Below are 19,456 nucleotides of genomic sequence, written 5' to 3'. Positions count from 1 at the left end.
GTGCTTTTTTAAGAAAAACGGTTTTAAACTCGGGTGCGAACATGAAAAAACAAATTTTAGCTATTTTATTCATCACTTTACTTTTTGCTTCATGTGCAAAAGTAGAATCTGGTCAATTGACGGGGATATTAGAACGACCAACATGGAAGCCTATCCAACCTTATGGTATGCAGTATGTTCCTTCTGGAACTTTACATATAGGACCAAGTGATCAAGATGTAAATTCTTCTTTAGTACAACGTCCAAAACAAATCTCTATTCAAGGATTTTTTATGGATGATACCGAAATTACAAACAATGAGTATCGTCAATTTGTAGAATGGGTACGCGATTCTATTGCTCACATTCAATTGGGCCATACTAGAGATTATCCTGGAGGAATCCAAGGAGTAGATTGGGAACAAGAGTTAGATTATTCTGCTGGTGGAGAACTAGACGGAATGTTCTATCAAGGAGATGAACAATTTGGTAGCTCTCGTAACTTAGATATTCGTCAATTGGTATTTGATTACCAATGGTACGATTGGAAAGGAGCGGCACAAGATTTCTCTTGGTCTGATGACTATAACAGACATTCTAAAGAAAAACACAATCGTTCAGATTATATCAAAAAAGATGCAACAAGAATTTATCCAGATACCTTAGTATGGATTCGCGATTTCTCTTACTCTTATAATGAGCCAATGACGCGTAACTACTTCTGGCATCCTGCTTTTGATGATTATCCTGTTGTAGGTATTGCATGGAAACAAGCAAATGCTTTCTCTTACTGGAGAACAAACCTTTGGAACAACTTTGAAGAAGTAAATACAGAAGATTTCCGTTTGCCAACAGAGCATGAGTGGGAATACGCTGCAAGAGGTGGGCATGATATGGCACCTTACCCATGGGGAGGTTACTATGTGCGTAATGCCAAAGGATGTTTGTTAGCTAACTTCAAACCAGGTCGTGGAGATTATCCTGCAGATGGTGGATTGTACACAGTACGTGCAGATGCTTACTTTGCAAACGATTATGGATTATACAATATGTCTGGAAACGTAGCAGAGTGGACTTCTTCTGCTTATTATGAGAATGCTTATGCTTTCTTGCACGATTTGCAACCAGATATTCGTTTTGATGCTCAAGAAGAAGATCCTACAGCTTGGAAGCGTAAAGTAATTCGCGGTGGTTCTTGGAAAGATATTATGTATTATATTCAAACAGGAACTCGTCACTGGGAATTCCAAGATACAACAAAATCATACATCGGTTTCCGTAATGTATTGACATTCTTGGGACGTTCAATGAATGATTTTAACTAAACTAGTCCGTTTGATTCTAATAAAAAAGTCGTATTGCTCACGAATGAGTAATACGACTTTTTCTATTCTATGAAGGTTACTTACAGGTCAAATTTATATTGCTCTTGTATGTTTATTTAGTAATCTAGAGTAGGAATTATTGTTGCTAGTTGTTTCGATTCTTTAGACACAAAATCTTGTCTTTTATAAATAAATTTCCTCGTTTGAATCCAAAATAGGAGAAATGCCAAAATTTAGAAACAGCATTTTATGTCAAAAATTTGACAAAATAGTCGAAAAAATAGAATTTCCTTTTTTTATCAAAATAAAAGGTTAGAAACATGTCTTTTAGCAAAGACCAAATAAGATTTTAATTGCAATCGTTTGGTGTACATTCTTATCGTTTCAAAAAAAATAAAAGTAAGTGTTCTACTTTAAAAAAAATAATTTTAAAAATCAAAATATTTATGTGTATTTTGTTGATTAGCTTATTGTTGTAGGAGGTGCTAAAAATAGCATTTGATAAAACAAAAAACAGGCAAATAGAAAGGAAACTTTGAGGATGAAAAAAAAGACAAAATTTAGTTTGGATAAATTGCTTTATCTGTTTATGAATCGAAGGTGTAAACTGTTTAAGACGCATTTTTTTTGAAAAAAAAAACTTTTTTTTTTTCAAAAAGTGTAACCTTTATATAAAATAGTGTTATACTTACGAAAGTTTTTGGAAAGTGATGTTTTGCTTTATCAACAAAAACACCATCCGAATTCTTTCTAGAGACCCTTTATTTTATATTTTATATAACCTTTTTAAACTTTTTTAAATCATGAGTTTCATACATTCTTCAACGTTTGCTTATGTAAAGAATCTTATCATCGGTGTGGGTGCAGCTGTTGTACTTGTCGGTGCTCTTTTTAAGATTCAAAGTTGGCCTTTTGCATCTGAGATGTTAACTGTTGGGCTAATTACAGAGGCATGCCTATTCTTAATGCTAGGAGTACTTCCTCCACACAAAGATTACTACTGGGAGCAATTGTACCCAGGGTTGGATAAAGCAGGTGTAGATATTAGCGACCAAGCTGGTAACGGTGGTGGTGGATCTGCAAATCCAGAAGCTTTAATTGAGGCAATGAACGGAATGAAAACTGCTGTTACTCCATTGGAGTCTCAACAAAGCCAAATGGTAGCAGAGTTACAAACTATGTCTAAAACTATGAAGAGCTTGGATATCTTTGCTGGTCTTGATTTTGACGATGTAGGAAAATTAACTAAAGAGACTGGTAAATTTGTATCTGTTCTTTCTAACGCTATTCAAAATGTTGCGGATTCTGCTGAAGACGTAAATGTTTACAGAGAAGAGCTTAAGAAATTAAATGGTAACTTATCTAGCATGAACAAAGTATACGGTGGTATGCTAACTGCTATGAAAGGATAATATCTTTCTTTTTTAAGAGGCAAAAAACTGTAACTTTAATAGATTGATGCGTTATAACCATAGTTGATTTCAGTATGGAAACCATTTAATCTGATTGGAGAAAACAGAAGAAAAAACATTAATTAGACAAAAAAAAAAGAAGCATGTCAATTCCTAAGGAACCAAGACAGCTGATGATTAACCTGATGTATCTGGTTTTGACAGCTATGTTAGCGTTGAATGTATCAGCTGAAATCATAAATGCGTTTTTTATGCTCGATAAGGGTATAAAGAAAAATAATCAAATTGTAGAGGCCTCCGTAACCAGTGTTATTGAGAGTATGGCGGAAACTGCAAAAACTAAAACACAATACCAACCTTTAGTAGAAAAAGCAAAAGAGGCTAAAAATATTACTGTTGGATTCAATACTTTCGTTACTGGTTTGAGAGAGCGTATGGTAGAAGAGTCTGGTGGAGCTTATACTGCTGAAGAGGCTGAGTCACAAGGTCATCCTGAATTGGCAGGAAAACCTATTGGTAAAAAAGATAAAGATACTCCTCAACGTATCTTTGTATCTGGAGACTATGGTAGTGAGAAAAAAGAACCTCAAGGTCAAATTCTTGCTGCTGAAATTAAAAAGCTAAAACAAGCTTATCTTGATTTCGTAGGTGGTCTTTGGGACAATGGTGGTATCAAAGGAACTATCTTTGCTGATAAAAACAAAAAAGACGAAACATTGAAGCGTTTGGAGTCTGAAATGACTTTAGTTGCAGACGAAAAATATAATCCAGAACAACACGAAGGTAAATCATGGGAAGAATTTACTTTTGGGCACATGCCAGTAGCTGCGATTTATCCAATGTTGCGTAAATTCCAAAACGATGCAAGAACTTCTGAGGCTGCTGTGATTAACTTCTTGGCTAGTCAAATGGGTAAAATGGAGTTGACTTACGATAAGTTTGACGTATTTTCCCAGTCTTCTAAGCCTTACATCTTATTAGGTGAAAAGTACGAATCAGAAATTGCATTGGGAGCGTACTCTTCTCAAGCTGATTTCTCTGTTTCTGTTGGTGGTAGCAGATTAAATGTAGTAGATGGTAAAGCAAAGTATACAGCTTCTGGATCTAGTGTAGGTGAGAAGAAATATACAGCTACTATCTCTGTAAAAAATCCACAAACAGGTGAGGTAGAAACATTCAAAAAAGAATTCTCTTACGAAGTAGGTCAACCTTCTGTGAACGTTGCTGCTGACAAGATGAATGTATTCTATGTTGGTGTTGACAACCCAGTAACAGTTGCTGCTGCTGGTATCACAACTTCAGCTATGAAAGTTTCTATGACTGGTGGTACTTTGAAATCTAAAGGAAAAACTAGCTATATCGTAACAGCTAAAAAACCAGGTGAAGCAACAATTACTGTAACTGATACTAAAAACGGTAAGAAGTTTCCATTTAAGTTCCGTGTTAAACGTATTCCAGATCCTATCGTAAAGTTAGGTAAGAAAGTGGATGGTTTAATGGGATCTGGTGAGTTCAAAGCTCAACCAGGTTTGGCTGCATGGTTAGAAAACTTTGACTTTGATGCGAGATGTCAAGTACAATCATATACTATGTACTATACACGTAAACGTCAAGATGCAGTAGAACTAAAAGGAAAAGGAGGTCGTTTCTCTGGTCAAATTGCTTCTGCTGTTAGACAAGCAAAACCAGGTGATCAATATGCATTTACAGACGTAAAAGCTAGATGTCCAGGTGATAGTGCTGGTCGTCGTGTAAACGGTTTGACTTTCAAGATTAGATAATTTCAAATTTTTTTGAGATTGATAAAATACAAGTTGGTTGTTTTGCGTTATTAATAACGTAAGCAACCAACTTTTTGTAATTTTATTATTCGGTAATACTCAAAACGATTAAACTAATGAATGTGAATCATAAATTTTTACGATTCTTCGTTTTAGGACTGGTTCTAACAGTGATAACGCCTGCATTTGTTTGGGCTCAACCTGAAAACAATCCTAATGTAACAGAATCTGGTAACACAGATCAAGTTAAACCAAGAGATAATTTCTACGACAGATATTTATATACAGAGAAACAAGTTATCCCTTATGATTTCATCCACGAAAAAGATGTATTCTGGGAAAGAAGAATTTGGCGTCTGATAGATATTCGTGAGAAAATGAATCATCCTTTCAAAAATGAGAAGGAGCCATTTATTAACATCCTTCTACAACATGCCAAAGCAGGAGATATTACGCTTTATCATACTTTTGATGATGAGTTCTCTCAAGCTATGACACAAGAAGAAATGCAAAACTTGGGTAGCTCAGTAGATACAATCATTACCTTTGACCCTGAAACATTCGAAGAAATTGTACAGGTAGTAGTAAATGATTTGAACCCAGAGGATATCAAAAAATATCGTATCAAAGAGGTGTACTTCTTTGATGAAGAAACCTCTACATTGGATGTACGTATTTTAGGTTTAGCGCCAATTATTGATCGTGTTGATAATAATGGTAACTTCTTAAATTCAGGACCAATGTTCTGGGCTTATTATCCTGAGTTGCGTAGTATCCTAGCGCGTCATGAGGCATTTAATCCTCATAATGATGCTGCACGTATGAGTTGGGAAAATATTTTTGAAGCGAGAATGTTTGCTTCTTATATTATCAAAGAATCTAACGTGTATGATAGAAGAATCAAGGATTACAAAACAAATCCGATGGATATGTTATTAGAATCTGATAAACTTAAAGAACAAATCTTCCATTTTGAGCATGATCTTTGGTCTTATTAAAATCGGATAAAGTACTCTTTAAGAGTTGATATTGATGAAAATTGCCAATCTGCGTAGCGGGTTGGCAATTTTTTTTTTATAAAAATACAATTATGCTGTTCCAAACTGTAACCTTTCGTAAAAGTAGAATTATAAGGATATACAAGTTATTCATCATTGCTCTTTAACAATAATTTTGTAGTATAACCCCCTACCGTTATCCTGCTAATTATTGCATTTAGTGATTGGTTAAAATAGATCCTATTGACTTGATAATTACTATTTATGTTTAGTGTCAAGTATAACATCATGTATCTGTTTCATTAAAATGATGGATTAACAAAAAAGCAATAGATATGCCTACAAAAGGTGGGTTGTATAAAGAAAAATTTAGCTGTCATGGGTTTATTTATTAATTAGAAAAAATAAAACTATGTCAATACCTAAAGAACCGAGACAGTTAATGATTAATTTGATGTACTTAGTGTTAACGGCTATGTTAGCTTTAAATGTTTCTGCGGAGATTATTAATGCTTTTTTTGCCTTAGATAAAGGAAATCAGGACTCTATGAATATTGTTAATAAGCAATTGGATGCGACCGCAAAGGGTTTAGAGGAATTGTTAGCAGATGAATCAAAGCAGAACTTTAAACCAATTGTACCTGCTGTAAAAGACATTCGAAACACTACCAAAGCTTTGATTACCTATATTGAAGAAATCAGAGATCAATTGATTGATGAAGGTGGAAATATAAATGGTCAAAAAGATGATGGAGACTTTATAGAGAGCCATGGGGAAATGGTTCCTAAAGGCAAAAAAAATAAAGACATCACCACTCGAATTTTAGTAGACGGTGGCAAAGGCAATGAGTTGGAGCAAAAGATTATAACATCCAAACAGCATTTGTTGGAGTTATATACCAATTTATTGCGAGAGCATGGAAAAGCATTTGATCTCAAAGAAGAAGAAATAGAGCTGAAAATTAAAGGCTTAGAAAAAAACATAACGCTTAATATTGACGATGAGTGGACACATAGTGATAAGAAAAGTTGGGCAGATTTTAAATTTAGACAAATGCCTTTGGCTGCTGTGTTGCCTTTGTTGAGCCAAATTCAATCTAATGCCCGAAGTGCAGAAGCTACCATGGTTAATGATTTGACAGCGATTGCAGGAGGCAAAACGATCGTAATTGATCAGTTTTTTCCTGTTATCAATGCCGAAAAATCTTATGTCATAAAAGGAGAACCTTTTAAAGCAGAAATTTCATTGGGATCTTATAGTTCTCAATTGGATCCTGCCAATATACAACTTACCGTTAATGGTTCTCCGTTGAAAATTGGAGCAGATGGAAAGGCTATTCTAACTCAAAACACCACTTCTGCAGGTAGTAAAAAACTTACTTTGGGTTGTAAAGTTAGAAATCCTTTGACAGGTGAAGTGAAAACAGGAACGAGTACATTTGAGTATGAGGTTGGGATGCGTTCGGCAACAGTTTCGGCAGATCAAATGAATGTGTTTTATGTAGGAGTGGAAAATCCAATTACTGTTACGGCAGCAGGGGTGCCATCTTCTCAGCTAAAAGTAACGAGTACTGGGGTTACAATGAAGGGCTCAGGTGCAAAACGTATAGTGACGGCTAAAAGAACTGGAATGGCTAAAATCACACTTTCTGGAGGCGGTTTGGCAAAAACAGATTTTGAGTTTAGAGTAAAACGAATTCCTGATCCTGTGGTTAAATGTGCTGGCAAGGTAGATGGTCCCATTAAATCTGGAACGTTTAAAGCTCAATTAGGATTGATACCTAATTTAGAAAACTTTGATTTTAATGCTAAGTGTACTATTCAAAGTTACAAATTGTACTATACTAGAAAGCGTCAAGATCCAGTTGAAATAATAGGTTCTGGAACTAGATTTTCAGGACAAGTGCTTCAAGTAGTGCGCCAAGCAAAGCCTGGTGATACCTATATGTTTACAGAAGTAAAAGCAAAATGTCCTGGAGATACTGTGGGGCGCCGTGTCAATGGTTTGTCGTTTACAATTCGATAATAAAAGATTGTTGCTTATTCCAATTGGGGAGTTCATTCTGCCCACCCTTTAAATAATGAATCGAGAGAAGATTGTGCTGCCCAAAACAGCATAGCCCTTCTTTTGCCTAAACTGAAAAATTATGATATTCACAAAAAGAAGGATGCTTTTACCTTTAGTGGTATTGAGCACTGTATTGATGTCTAGCACGAGTACTGTACCTGCTACTGCAAATTTTAATAAAACTGGAAATATTACTGCGGCTGAATTTAAGGCACAACTTGGTTTAATTGCTTGGCTAGATAACTTTGATTTTGATGCCAAATGCCTTATTGATTCTTATACTTTGTATTATACAGCAAAAAGAAAAGATCCCATTGTTCTAAAAGCGAAAGGAGGAAAATTCAAAGGGATGGTGAACAAAATTATCAAACAAGCTGCTTCGGGTGACCAATATACCTTTACCGATGTAAAAGTAAAATGCCCAGGCGATACGGTTGGGCGTCCTGCCAATAGCCTATATTTCAAAATACGATAAAATGATTTGCTTATGAACACAATCAAATCAATAGGGGTTACAGCTTTTTTTATGATTTTGCTTGCTAGTAATTTAAGTGTTTTTATGGAGGGGCTATTGTGCGTCTTTCCGCCTAGTAATGATTATAGTTTTATAGGGGAAACTAGTGTGCAAGACCCTAATTCAGGAATGGGAACATTAGCGGTAGCAGCAGACAAGATGAATGTATTTTATATCGGTGTTGAAAACCCTATTACGGTAGCTGCATCAGGATTGGATCATAATAACTTATCTATCAAATCAGAAGGAGCGATAATTACCCAACAAGGAAACGGGCATTATACCGTAACTTGTCAGAAGCCTGGGCAAGCAACCATAACCGTTACTAATAAAAGTACTGGTCAGTCTCAAACCGCTAATTTCAGAGTAAAACGAATCCCTGATCCTGTTGTTGTTTTAGCAAATAAAATGAATGGCTTAATTGGGTCGGGCGAATTTAAAGCTCAACCAGGTTTGGTAGCAAGGTTGAATAATTTTGATATGGACCTAAGATGTGCCATACAATCCTATACGTTGTATTACGCTTGTAAAAGTTGTGATGTGCTGGAATATAAAGGGATTGGCGGACGTTTTACGGGAACTATTGCAGATGTAATCAAAAAAGCCAAACCAGGAGATCAATACGCGTTTGCAGATATAAAAGTACGTTGCCCTGGAGATATTATTGGGAGAAAAATCAATGGCTTGGCATTTCAGATTAAATAGCAGAAGCTGACAAAACTTAATACGCTGTCGATATTTTTACAAAAGAAATATCTTTATAATAATCAATCAAATGCTTCTCAAAAAATGAATGATACTACTTTTGAATGCCCATTGTAGTAGGGCATTCAAAATAGATTTTTGATCCTATAAATATATTATTGATTCCACAAGTTGCAGTACGTACTATCTGGATCATAGCGTTCTTGCTGAAGGGTTGGATTAAATACTTTATTACGAGTATTATTACCCACACCTGCTACATACATCCAATTGCACCAATTGAGTGAAATATCATAATCAATCAAGTGTTTCTCAAAAAATGAAGCTCCCCAACGCCAATCAATTTTTAGATGGTGAACAAGATAGCTCGCCACATTTTGGCGTCCTCTATTACTCATATAGCCTGTAGCAACCAATTCTTTCATGTTAGCATTAATAAACGGGTGGTCGGTATTACCTGTACACCATTGCTCAAATTTCTTAATATCGTTGGAATAATTCTTAGGTTCCTTATCCTGAATTCCTTGGATAGAGTAAATTTTGGTGTGTCCTTGAAGAGCTACTAACAAGAAATATTCCCGCCAAAGCAATTCAAATAATAACCAATAGGTGCTATCATTTTTTTCTACTTGTGCCTCAAAGTCTTTAATCGCATAATATACTTGTACGGGAGATAAATTGCCTAAAGCCAAATAAGCCGAAAGTTTGGAGGAATAGTTTTCGCCAATCAATTCGTTTCGAGTCTCTTTATAATCCGTGATAGCTTTAGATTCCCACAAATAATAATTAAGTCGTTCATGAGCAGCCGTTTCTCCACCCATAAAAGGATAAGCAGAATTAGGATGCTTGGGGTGTTGAATCAGTTCTAGGGTATCTGAAAATTTATGACTGTCTTTGAATTTTTTTAACAATGGTTTTTGAGTTTTGTCACGGATATCCAAGTTGGCTTCCATTTCTTTGCGAAAAGGGGTGAATACTTTGGGCAATTCTGTGAAAGGTAATTCTTCCATAGCTACCAAATTATCATCTTCACAAGTAAAAACAGCCGTGAACTCACACAAAGCCCCTAACAAGTTTCCTTCATAGGTTCCTCTAGGATAGGAAGTAACCGTGTATTCTATGTCATAAGTTTTGCAAATAGTTTTGAGTCTAGAAACTAGATTTTTATCTTCTTTTAGAATGATTAAATCAATCTTTTCTTTTGCCAGAGATGCTTTTAAATCGAGAGCAGCTTCTATTAAAAATTGCCGTCTAAATGTGCCCATTTCTTGACCAATTTCATTCAAATGAGTATTTGCTTTTTCGGGAATAACAAGTACAGGGACTACATTCCAAAAATGGAAGTAGGCGTAGTACAAAGATGGGTTATCTTGTAAACGCAAGTTGTTTTGAAAGAGGTATAGACAAGTATTTAGATTACAGTTGTTCAATGTTATTTAAATATTTAGAAGCTTGTTGTAATATAATATCCTGCTCTTTTGAGCCAAATTTTTCCCAGATATGATATACCATACTCATTCTAGGATTAGATTTTAGTAGGTTTTTGTGTTGATGAATAAAGTTCCAGTACAAGGCGTTAAAAGGACAGGCTTTATCTCCTGTTTTTTCTTTTTTATTGTAATGACAATTTTGGCAATAATTGCTCATCTTGTTGATATAATTAGCAGAAGCACAATACGGCTTGGTGCCAACAATACCACCATCAGCAAATTGACTCATTCCCCTAGTGTTGGTAATTTCTACCCACTCAAAAGCATCCATATAGATACCCAAGTACCAATTGTCCACATCCGTAGGATTGATGCCAGAAATCAGGCAAAAGTTACCTGTTATCATCAACCTTTGAATATGATGAGCATATCCATAATCTAGGGATTGTTGAATCGCTTTTTGTAGGCAATTCATTTTTGTGTTGCCTGTCCAAAAAAAAGCTGGCAAATCCCTTTGAGCATCTAATTTATTAAGCTGTTGATAGCCGGGCATTTCTCTCCAATAGATTCCTCGCATAAATTCTCTCCATCCTAATATTTGGCGAATAAAACCTTCTGCTTGAGCAATATCAACCACCTTGTTATGTCGATAAACTTTTTCTACAGCTACTATAACCTCTTTAGGCGAAATAAGTTTAATATTAAGTGAAAAAGATAATCGACTATGGTACAAACTCCAATGTTCTTGATGCATTGCATCTTGGTAAAGACCAAAAAAAGGAAGCATTCGTTGTAGGAAATCGTCTAAAAGATTTAGGGATTCTTGTCTATTTAAGGGCCATATAAATGCTTTGGGATCAATATGCCCAATATATTTTAAGTTAGCAGTTTGGATGTCTTTATAAATAGAACCAACATCATGCTTTAGCAGGTATGGTGCTTCGATAGAATGCTTTCGAGGGATTTTTTTGCGATTTTCTTTATCATAATTCCAAATTCCTCCAACGGGTTCGGTATCCTCCATTAAGATGTCGTGCTTTTTGCGCATGGCTCTATAAAAAGACTCCATAATGGTTGCTTTCTTCTGTTTGAAAAAGAGCGTTAAGTCTTCTCTTTGAGTATAAAAATGTTCGGAATCTACTGCTAGGGAGGTAATATTTAGTTGATTGCAATAAGTGCGAAGCAGTTGATCTAGACGATACTCATCAGGTAGTTGATATTCAAAATGTTGAATTTGATATTGGTGTATTAATGTATCAACATTATCAGCAAACGATTGTTGGTTATTCTGATCAGATATTTTGTAATAACAGACAGCATGCCCGTTTGCCTTCAGCTGAGTATTGAATTGACGCATTGCTCCAAAAATGCCAACAATTTTCTGTATGTGATGGGTCACGTAAGCACTTTCGGGCTCAATTTCCATCATGACATAAAGTACCTGATTATCTACTTGTTTGAACCATGAATGTTGTTCGTTCAGTTGATCACCTAATATTAACCGCAAAGTAGTATAAGTCCTCATGTATTATTTATTAGTAGCAGCACAGCTAACTATTGATTTATCGTTTAGAAATTTTATTGTTGGAGACAGAGCGTTGCCGAGAACATTTAAAGCGTCCTGCTTCAAAATTTCTTTTATTGGCATGTTTCGTTTTTCTACCAGAAACTCGTTTGCGCCACATTTTAAAACTAGAAGGCTTCATTTGTTGGCGCATCAATTGAATAACTTGAGCTTCTGAGAGTCCAAACTGAAATTCAATTGCATCAAAAGTAGTGCGATCTTCCCAAGCCATTTCTATAATTCTATCCTTTTCTCTAGGACTCAGTTCTTTTAGCTGTTTTTCTTGGATTTGCATGAATTTTTAATATTCTTTTTGTTTCCTGTTTAACAATAGGGTCTTTTTTTATAGACCAAAATAAATCTCTTGCTCGTTTGCCTGTTTGGGCGGTATCAACAATAGGCAGCGGATAATGCTTGCCGAGTACAAAGTTGATTCTAGATGCTTCTAAGGGAGGCAATGTCCAGGGCATATGAATGTACTCATGAGAAATGGATTGCAACTCAGGCACCCATTGTTTTATGAATAAACCTTTGGGGTCGTGTTCCAATGATTGTTTTATAGGATTGTATATGCGAACGATGTTAATTCCTGTAATGCTCGCTTGCATTTGAATTTGAGGGAAATGAATTCCTGGCTCAAAATCCAAAAACAATGCGCCTAAATATTCTGCTGCAATCTTCCAATCTTGCAAAAGATGTTGGGTGAAAAAGGAAACAAGCATGGCTCGCATTCTAAAATTAATATAACCTGTTCGAATCAAACAACGCATACACGCATCTACTAAAGGATATCCTGTTTGACCTTCTTTCCAACGTTTTATGTAAGATGGATTATGGTCTATTGTTAGAGCAGTATAGCCTCGATTTAAAGGTAAAGACTCCATGGTAATTTCATCTTCAAACTTTTGAATAAAGTGACTTCTCCAAGTCAATCGATCTATAAAACCACGCAATAATTTTCCATTGGTATGTTGTGCTTGTCTTATTTTGGTTGCTTGATAAACTTTTCGGAGGCTGATATGTCCCCAAGCCAAATATGGCGATAACCTACTGCAACTTGTTCTGCTTTCTAGTGGTTTAGAAATATGCCACCTATAGTGCTCGTAACGCTTATCTAAAAAACTTTTCAAGATTTTTAATCCAAGTCGTTCACCGCCTATTTGAAAAGCTTGTTTTTTATTGATAGTAGGAAATTGTTTGGTAAAATGGGTAGCATCAAAAGTCGTTGATAAATTACTAGGCAGAGCTATAAATTCCGCTTGGGTATAATCTGTAACTGGAATGCTTGTTTCCATATAGATATACCAATCTTTAAACCAATTGTCTCGATTAAAAACGGCACGCCTAACGCCTTCTGTAGCATAATCGTACCAAGGTATTTTTTTACTTTCTAAAAATTTTTTAATCCTCTTATCTCTGTCAAATGTCCATTGTATGCCTGATTCTTGACTAGAGTAGAGCGCTTTTATTCTAAAGTGTTTTTGACAAGCGATTAAAAAACGTAAAAAATCACCTTTAATAACTTGAAGGTTGTGTGGGTGTAGTGTTCTGAGTTGAAGGTGCAAGTCTCTAAGTCCTTCTACAACAAATTGCCAATGCCGTTGGCTGTATAAAGGCATATCTATTAATGGAGGTTCAAAACAATAGACCAACAGAATAGGAACCCCATCCAATATTGCATTGTGAAGTGGTAAGTGGTCGTGCAAACGAACGTCTCTTTTTAACCATACTATGTTAATTTCCTTTTTCATAAGTATAATTTTAACCATTGTTGTACAATAATGTTCACACTAATTTTTTAATTACCGAATTAAAAATCAATCAATTTAAAGATGCTCATTGATTTTGATTATCACAATACTATATATATGCCTATAAAGCTTTAATAGATTAAGGCTTGAAGAAATAGAACGTATTCAGAATCAAGAAATAGAGTTGTCACTAAGCGTTTTATTTTAAAAACTAAAAAAAATAAATTGAATAATTGTAACCTTTTGAAGCTTGGTAATTATGACTACAAAGAGTGCTAACGAGTTTCTTTGCCTTTTACTCCAACACTTTTGATTAGTTAATAATTAAAATTGAAAAAAAATGATGACGAAAAAAATAATGTCTGCTTTTGTATGGAGCTTTTGTTTTTTAGTTGGGACAACAACTTTTGCGCAGAATAACAATGTAACAGAATCAGGAAATATAGAAAAAGCAAGTCCTAGAGATGGTTTTTATGATCGTTACCTGCACAAAGAAAAACAAGTGTTGCCATACGACTATATCCATGAAAAGGATGTATTTTGGGAAAAACGTGTTTGGAGATTGATTGATACACGTGAAAAGCGAAACCATATTTTTAGAAATGAACAAGCTCCATTTATCAATATCTTGATTGAAGCAGGAAAATCAGGAGACATCACCTTGTATCACCATTCTTTTGGTAGTGAATTTTCTACACCAATGACTCAAGCCGAAGCAGAAACAATAGGCGTTTCTATTGATACAACAATTATTTTTAGACCAGAAGATTTTACAGAAGAAACCGTAATTGTTCGCAATGAATTAAATTGGGAAGACATCACGAAATATCGTATCAAGGAAGTTTATTTCTTTGATGAAGAAACCTCAAGTATGGATGTTCGAATTTTGGGAATTGCTCCAATTATAGATCGTAGAGATGACAATGGAAACTATTTAAATTCAGGACCTATGTTTTGGGCATATTACCCAGAATTAAGAGAGACCTTAGCACGCACAGAGGCGTTTAATACAGAAAATGACGCTGCTCGTATGAGTTGGGAAGATATTTTTGAAGCTCGTATGTTCTCAGGCTACATTACCAAAGAGTCTAACGTATACGATCGTAGAATTAAAGATTATAAGAACGAACCAATGGCTGTATTATTGGAGTCTGATAAAATAAAAGAAGGGATTTTTCATTTTGAACACGATCTTTGGACGTACTAAAAGTAAAATAACCTCTTACATAAAAATTAGCGTTTTTATTATTAAAGTGAGTCAACAGATTGTGTTGGCTCACTTTTTTTTAAAACAAGAAAGTGTTTTAATGAGGTGGTTGATAGATTTTTGTTTTTTTTGTAAACAAAAAAGTTTTATTTTGTTAAATTTTGCATCTTTTTGTTGAAACAAAATTTTTCAAAAAACGTATACTATACTAACAATAAACAAATAGAAATATTGGCAGAGATACTATCTATTACTACAAATAAAAATCTTGACAATGGAGACTCGTAAAATGGTTCAAAAAAGATTATGGAAAGAAAAAGAATTTAGATTAGATGATGGAATTCTACATTTTAAGGAGATGGGTTTATTGAGTGGTTATGAAGTAGAGTTGAGGTATGAAGATATTATTGGCGAACGAAGGACTAGGCGCCAACCTAATTATATTTTGTTTGTAGCGGCTTCTATTTTGTTTTGGTTGTCTATGGCAAATTTTATAGGTTATGGAACAGGCAGCGTTACGAATCTTTTTGCACCAATTCTAGGAGTAGCTATGTCTAGTCTCTTATTTTATATTGTTTATAGAAATGCACAAGAAATTTTATACTTAGATACGATAGAAAATGGCTCTATTGGCTTTTTTAGAGATGCCAATTATAAAAAACAAGCAGATGAATTTATTACTGAATTGTTAGAGCAACGCAAAATATTTTTAGTTGAAAAATATTGGGATTGCGTAGACTGTTACGACCAAAAAATGCATAATCTAGATTGGCTAAAGAACCAAAATATTGTGAACATAGATGAGTTTAAATACCTAAAGGACGAAATGTTTCAACAAGTTGAAACGGAAGTACTGCCCATTGGATTTCACAATAGAAAGTGTTCTTGATAGTATGCTATAGTATACTAACGGAATAAGACTAAAATGGTCAACAGTTATTAATTTTCCGTGCTACTTTGCTAACTGTTAGCCATTTTTACTTACTTCTCTACTAAAAATGATCTATTAACCCAGTTAAATGGCGCAAGTTAAGGAGGCTTGCGCCTTTGTTATTTTAATAGCTTCAACTTATTTTTGAGGCATTGGAAGGTTAGTTCTTTGATGAATTAGACAACAGTCTATAATCAGAATACTCAAAAATAGAAACTTGATTGGAGAATGAAGTAGGATTGTTTACCTTCATGTTTGGCAAATGTGATGTATAGAGGTTTGAGAAACATTCTTCAAACTGTTTGGAGAAGTTAACAGCTAAAGTACAAGTTATTTGTGCTTAAATTTATTGGGTGTTTCTAGTTGTAATACTCCGTTGATTTTTTAATGGAGTAATGTAGTTGGATAAGAATCAAAAGACTTTTGTTTTGTAGTCTAATGAAATGAGTCTATTGATATTAACAATAGTTCGTTGAAACCACGCAGTAGCAGCGAAGCTAAACTTTATTAGTTTGATAATCAGCAAGTTGTGTCTTTGTTGTGTTTTATGTTAAAATTTTGATTATCAAACTAATATAAATGTGCTTTTTTATCTTTTTGGTAAAAAAGTAAAAAACTAAGCTTGCGCCCTCATGAGCGTAGCGAACTAATCAACGAACTACTATATTAAGTAATCGTTCAAAAACAATAAACATTCAATTAGAATTAAACGTGATTTCGGCAGATTAGAGTAAATATTCAACATGATTATACAATTTGGATTAGAAATAGAGGAAAGAACCTTTCCAACTTATATCAAAATACCGGAAGAGGTCGACTTGTGTTGTAATAGTAATAGTCTAATTACTTATCTAGAAAAACATTTAGGAATTAGTTATCCAGAACGTCACGACTATTTGAGGTATGAGCAATATCGCCAAATATTGACGGTGCATCTGGAATTAAACCCAAATGCTTTTTACCGAGCTTCTTTTGAAGCAGATAATATGGCAACAGCCATTGCTTTGTTGCAACGGCGGGATGAATTATTGATAAATGGGTGGGACTTTGCATATCAAAAAGATATGCCCACTCGACTTCGGACATTAGTGGAGATTGAAAACTTAGTCCAAAATGGAGAGCCAACAGCTCTTTTTGATGGTTTCGCAGAGCGTTTTCGTCGAGTTTTACATTTTGTAAATATACTGCCTTTGCCTGTGGATAAAATTTACTTGAATGAACCGTTGTACTTGTTGCCGCCACATTTGCAAGAACTGTTGGGAACACTGCAAAATACAGGCATTGATTTAATAGAGTTAAAGCATTCAATAGCAAAAGAGGCAGGTGATTTACAAACCTTTCAAAAAGCTTTATTAAAAGAACCTTACCAGCGAAATCAGGTAAAAGCAGATGGCTCTTTAATTATTATTCAAGCCAAGCGAGAAACATATGCCGCAGAATATTGGGCGAAAGTCTTTGTTGAAAATCCTTCTTATCGACCTGTTTGTTTGATTCCAGATAAAAATAGAACCTTAGACAATACTTTGGTTGAAGAAGGGCTACCAAGTTTGGGGATTTTATCTGCTTCTATTGCACGACCAACTTTGCAAATTTTAAAATTAGTAAGCACCTTCTTGTGGCGTCCAATTAATCCCTACAAAATATTGGAGTTCGTCTCTTTGCCCAATACACCTATTCACCCTGCTTTAGCAAGAGGTATTGCTAAAATTATGGCTCAAAAACCAGGTTTATTTAGTGGGGCATGGAATGCCATGGTGCGTCAATTTTTTGATTATTATGATGAAAAAATACAAGAAAATCCAGAAAATCGAGCGGCTTTAGAGGAAGAAAAAGAAAAAGCGCAAGAGGAGTATCGCTTTTGGTTTACTAGACGACGCTACGACACGACTAAAGCTGTTCCCAAATCAGAGGTAATTGATTTGTACCGATATGTGTCTATTTGGGCGAGAAAGCAGGAAGATGAACACAAAAAATTGATCGAAAGCCTTCAAAAAAAACTAGATAGTCCTAGTACTCCCCACAATAAAATTCAAGAAATTGAGCGTTACAAGGAAGATTTACAGAATGGACTACCTGCCTTGGAAGGCTTGCGAATTCAATCAAATAATATCGTACAGGTATTAGAAGCTTTGCCTGAGAATGATACGCATTTATCCAATCTAAGATTGGAACGCTTGGTCAGAACAATTAACGAACCGGCCGCTATTCGATTTCGATCAGAAGAAGTTGGGCATTTGCCTTATGTTTACAAGGGAAGTGCCGTTGTTCGACCGACAGAAGATGTGTTTTGGTGGAACTTTGTAGATATAGAACGGGAAACAGGTTTTGCACGATGGTATCGAAAGGAACGCACGTATTTGGAAAAGGAAGATGTGCCAATCGAAACGCCATCGGAAGAAAATCTTAGGTTGCTTTGGCAACGCATGCAGGTCGTGTTGCGAACACAAAGGCGGTTGATTTTGGTAATGCCTCAATATATAGAAGGTAAAGAACAACTACCACACCCTTTGTGGGGGGATTTGTGTGCTGCTTTGGGTGAAAACGACTTGAGTCGAATCATTGTTAACTTAGACACACAAGAGAATATTCAATTTTTAGGACAGTTTTATACTTTACCTGGATTTATTTCTTTGATGCCAAATGTGTTAGGGCATCCCAAGCCTTATTTTTATATCCCAAGTGATAAAAACATTCAACAAACCGAAACGGAATCCTACTCTAGCTTGGATTCTTTGTTGTATTATCCTTATCAATGGATTTTTCGCTATCAAGTGAAGTTCAAAAAGTCATCCATGCTTAGCGTTGTCAAAGATCGTATCTTAAAAGGAAATATAGCACACAGCGTTTTTGAAGGGCTTTTTAATACCATCAAAACTTCAGAAAAAACTTGGTCAAAAGAGGAAGTGGTAGAGTGGGTAGAAGGGCATATATCCGACTTGTTTGAACGAGAAGGAGCGGTCTTATTAATGTATGGGCAAGAGGCAGAGCGAATTGGTTTGACGAATCGAATTAAGCAAGCTGCTTGGGCTTTGGTTTTTGCTATTCAAGAAAATGGTTGGACAATAGTAGATACAGAACTTCCAATTAGTGGCAAAGTAGCTACACAAGAATTAAAAGGTGTGGTTGATTTGGTGTTGCAACGAAAAAAAGGAACGTCTTACGAGAAGGCAATTGTTGATTTGAAGTGGGGTGGAGCAACCTATCGAAAAGAACAGTTGAGAAATGGGGAGGATTTGCAATTGGTTATTTATTCAAAATTGTTGGAACGACACGAAGGATGGGCGCATACCGCCTATTTTATTATCGAGTCTGGAAAAATCATTGCTAGGAATAACATAGCTTTTAAGAATGCAGAAGTAGTTGCACAAGACGTAGATTTTAGAGCGGTTCATCAAAAGATTTGGGATTGCATCGAGAAAACATACCAGTGGCGAATGAAGCAAATTGCAGCAGGCGAAATTGAAGTTCGAACCGAACTAACACATGAAGAATTGGAAGAGTTAATTAGCCAAAATGCAATGGATCCTTCTGAATTTATGGATCTTTTGGAAATGAAGGGTGGAAATGCAAAATACGATGATTATCAAGTGTTGATTAATTTGGTTCGGTAGATCGAAATCTAGTATAGTGATTCTAAAATAATTGATAAGCAATCGAAAATTACTTTTATCAGAAGAGCAATCAAGGACTAGCTAGAATTAAATTTGCTTATAGATTAAAGCAATATCTTTGAATAGAGCCTCTGTTCTTTTTCGTAAAGAATGGACTGTAAATTAATAGCGTCTTTGCTT

The 19,456-nt window shown here is 35.1% G+C and carries 14 protein-coding genes; 10 read left to right on the top strand and 4 right to left on the bottom strand.

The genetic code is table 11. The annotated features are described in order from the left end of the window. Nucleotides 1-41: 41 nt before the first annotated feature. The 7 genes from CG11_RS07905 to CG11_RS07875 all read left to right on the top strand — a co-directional run bounded on the left by CG11_RS07905 (nucleotide 42) and on the right by CG11_RS07875 (nucleotide 8,782). Complete coding sequence (locus CG11_RS07905; protein ID WP_052594856.1) at nucleotides 42-1,304, top strand: SUMF1/EgtB/PvdO family nonheme iron enzyme; 1,263 nt, start codon at nucleotides 42-44, stop codon at nucleotides 1,302-1,304. An 803-nt stretch (nucleotides 1,305-2,107) separates the two neighbouring features. After that, the gene (gene gldL, locus CG11_RS07900; protein WP_052594853.1) at nucleotides 2,108-2,716 is read left to right on the top strand and encodes a gliding motility protein GldL; all 609 of its coding nucleotides are present in this window, start codon (nucleotides 2,108-2,110) and stop codon (nucleotides 2,714-2,716) included. A 143-nt stretch (nucleotides 2,717-2,859) separates the two neighbouring features. After that, complete coding sequence (locus CG11_RS07895) at nucleotides 2,860-4,497, top strand: GldM family protein (RefSeq protein ID WP_052594851.1); 1,638 nt, start codon at nucleotides 2,860-2,862, stop codon at nucleotides 4,495-4,497. Nucleotides 4,498-4,613: 116 nt separating this feature from the next. Then, entirely contained in the window at nucleotides 4,614-5,495 is an 882-nt protein-coding gene (gene gldN / locus CG11_RS07890; protein ID WP_052594849.1) for a gliding motility protein GldN, read from the top strand. Nucleotides 5,496-5,907: 412 nt separating this feature from the next. After that, nucleotides 5,908-7,521, top strand: a complete 1,614-nt coding sequence (locus CG11_RS07885; RefSeq protein ID WP_052594847.1) for a GldM family protein — start codon at nucleotides 5,908-5,910, stop codon at nucleotides 7,519-7,521. Nucleotides 7,522-7,642: 121 nt separating this feature from the next. Next, a complete protein-coding gene (locus CG11_RS07880; RefSeq protein ID WP_081909497.1) occupies nucleotides 7,643-8,038 on the top strand; it encodes a GldM family protein in 396 nt (131 codons plus the stop codon). Nucleotides 8,039-8,050: 12 nt separating this feature from the next. Further along, a complete protein-coding gene (locus CG11_RS07875) occupies nucleotides 8,051-8,782 on the top strand; it encodes a GldM family protein (protein WP_052594843.1) in 732 nt (243 codons plus the stop codon). Between the two features lie 155 nt (nucleotides 8,783-8,937). Here the strand turns inward: CG11_RS07875 and CG11_RS07870 are convergent, their stop codons facing one another. From CG11_RS07870 to CG11_RS07855, 4 genes are read right to left on the bottom strand one after another with little or no spacing between them, the layout of a single operon-like run. After that, nucleotides 8,938-10,212, bottom strand: a complete 1,275-nt coding sequence (locus CG11_RS07870) for a DASH family cryptochrome (protein WP_052594841.1) — start codon at nucleotides 10,210-10,212, stop codon at nucleotides 8,938-8,940. Continuing rightward, the gene (locus tag CG11_RS07865) at nucleotides 10,199-11,737 is read right to left on the bottom strand and encodes a cryptochrome/photolyase family protein (RefSeq protein WP_052594839.1); all 1,539 of its coding nucleotides are present in this window, start codon (nucleotides 11,735-11,737) and stop codon (nucleotides 10,199-10,201) included. The genes CG11_RS07870 and CG11_RS07865 overlap by 14 nt, the downstream gene beginning before the upstream one ends. A gap of 37 nt (nucleotides 11,738-11,774) precedes the next feature. Further along, nucleotides 11,775-12,071, bottom strand: coding sequence for a TIGR03643 family protein (locus tag CG11_RS07860; RefSeq protein WP_052594837.1), 297 nt, complete (start codon nucleotides 12,069-12,071; stop codon nucleotides 11,775-11,777). Next, nucleotides 12,031-13,527 carry a cryptochrome/deoxyribodipyrimidine photo-lyase family protein gene (locus CG11_RS07855; RefSeq protein WP_052594835.1) on the bottom strand — a complete coding sequence of 499 codons (1,497 nt, stop codon included), beginning with the start codon at nucleotides 13,525-13,527 and terminating at the stop codon, nucleotides 12,031-12,033. Before CG11_RS07855 ends, CG11_RS07860 begins: the two co-directional genes overlap by 41 nt. A gap of 340 nt (nucleotides 13,528-13,867) precedes the next feature. On the opposite strand from CG11_RS07855, the gene gldN (CG11_RS07850) reads away from it, so the two are divergent. The 3 genes from gldN (CG11_RS07850) to CG11_RS07840 all read left to right on the top strand — a co-directional run bounded on the left by gldN (CG11_RS07850) (nucleotide 13,868) and on the right by CG11_RS07840 (nucleotide 19,276). Further along, nucleotides 13,868-14,734 (top strand): gliding motility protein GldN, encoded by an 867-nt coding sequence (gene gldN, locus CG11_RS07850; RefSeq protein WP_052594833.1) that lies wholly within the window; start codon nucleotides 13,868-13,870, stop codon nucleotides 14,732-14,734. Between the two features lie 274 nt (nucleotides 14,735-15,008). Next, complete coding sequence (locus CG11_RS07845) at nucleotides 15,009-15,623, top strand: hypothetical protein (RefSeq protein ID WP_052594831.1); 615 nt, start codon at nucleotides 15,009-15,011, stop codon at nucleotides 15,621-15,623. Nucleotides 15,624-16,408: 785 nt separating this feature from the next. After that, a complete protein-coding gene (locus CG11_RS07840; protein ID WP_052594829.1) occupies nucleotides 16,409-19,276 on the top strand; it encodes a hypothetical protein in 2,868 nt (955 codons plus the stop codon). Nucleotides 19,277-19,456 lie beyond the last annotated feature (180 nt).

Origin of the sequence: Aureispira sp. CCB-QB1, assembly GCF_000724545.1 — a bacterium.
Lineage (GTDB): Bacteria > Bacteroidota > Bacteroidia > Chitinophagales > Saprospiraceae > Aureispira.
Note: the sequence above shows the minus strand (reverse complement) of the source record. Positions and strands in the feature narration are given on the sequence as shown.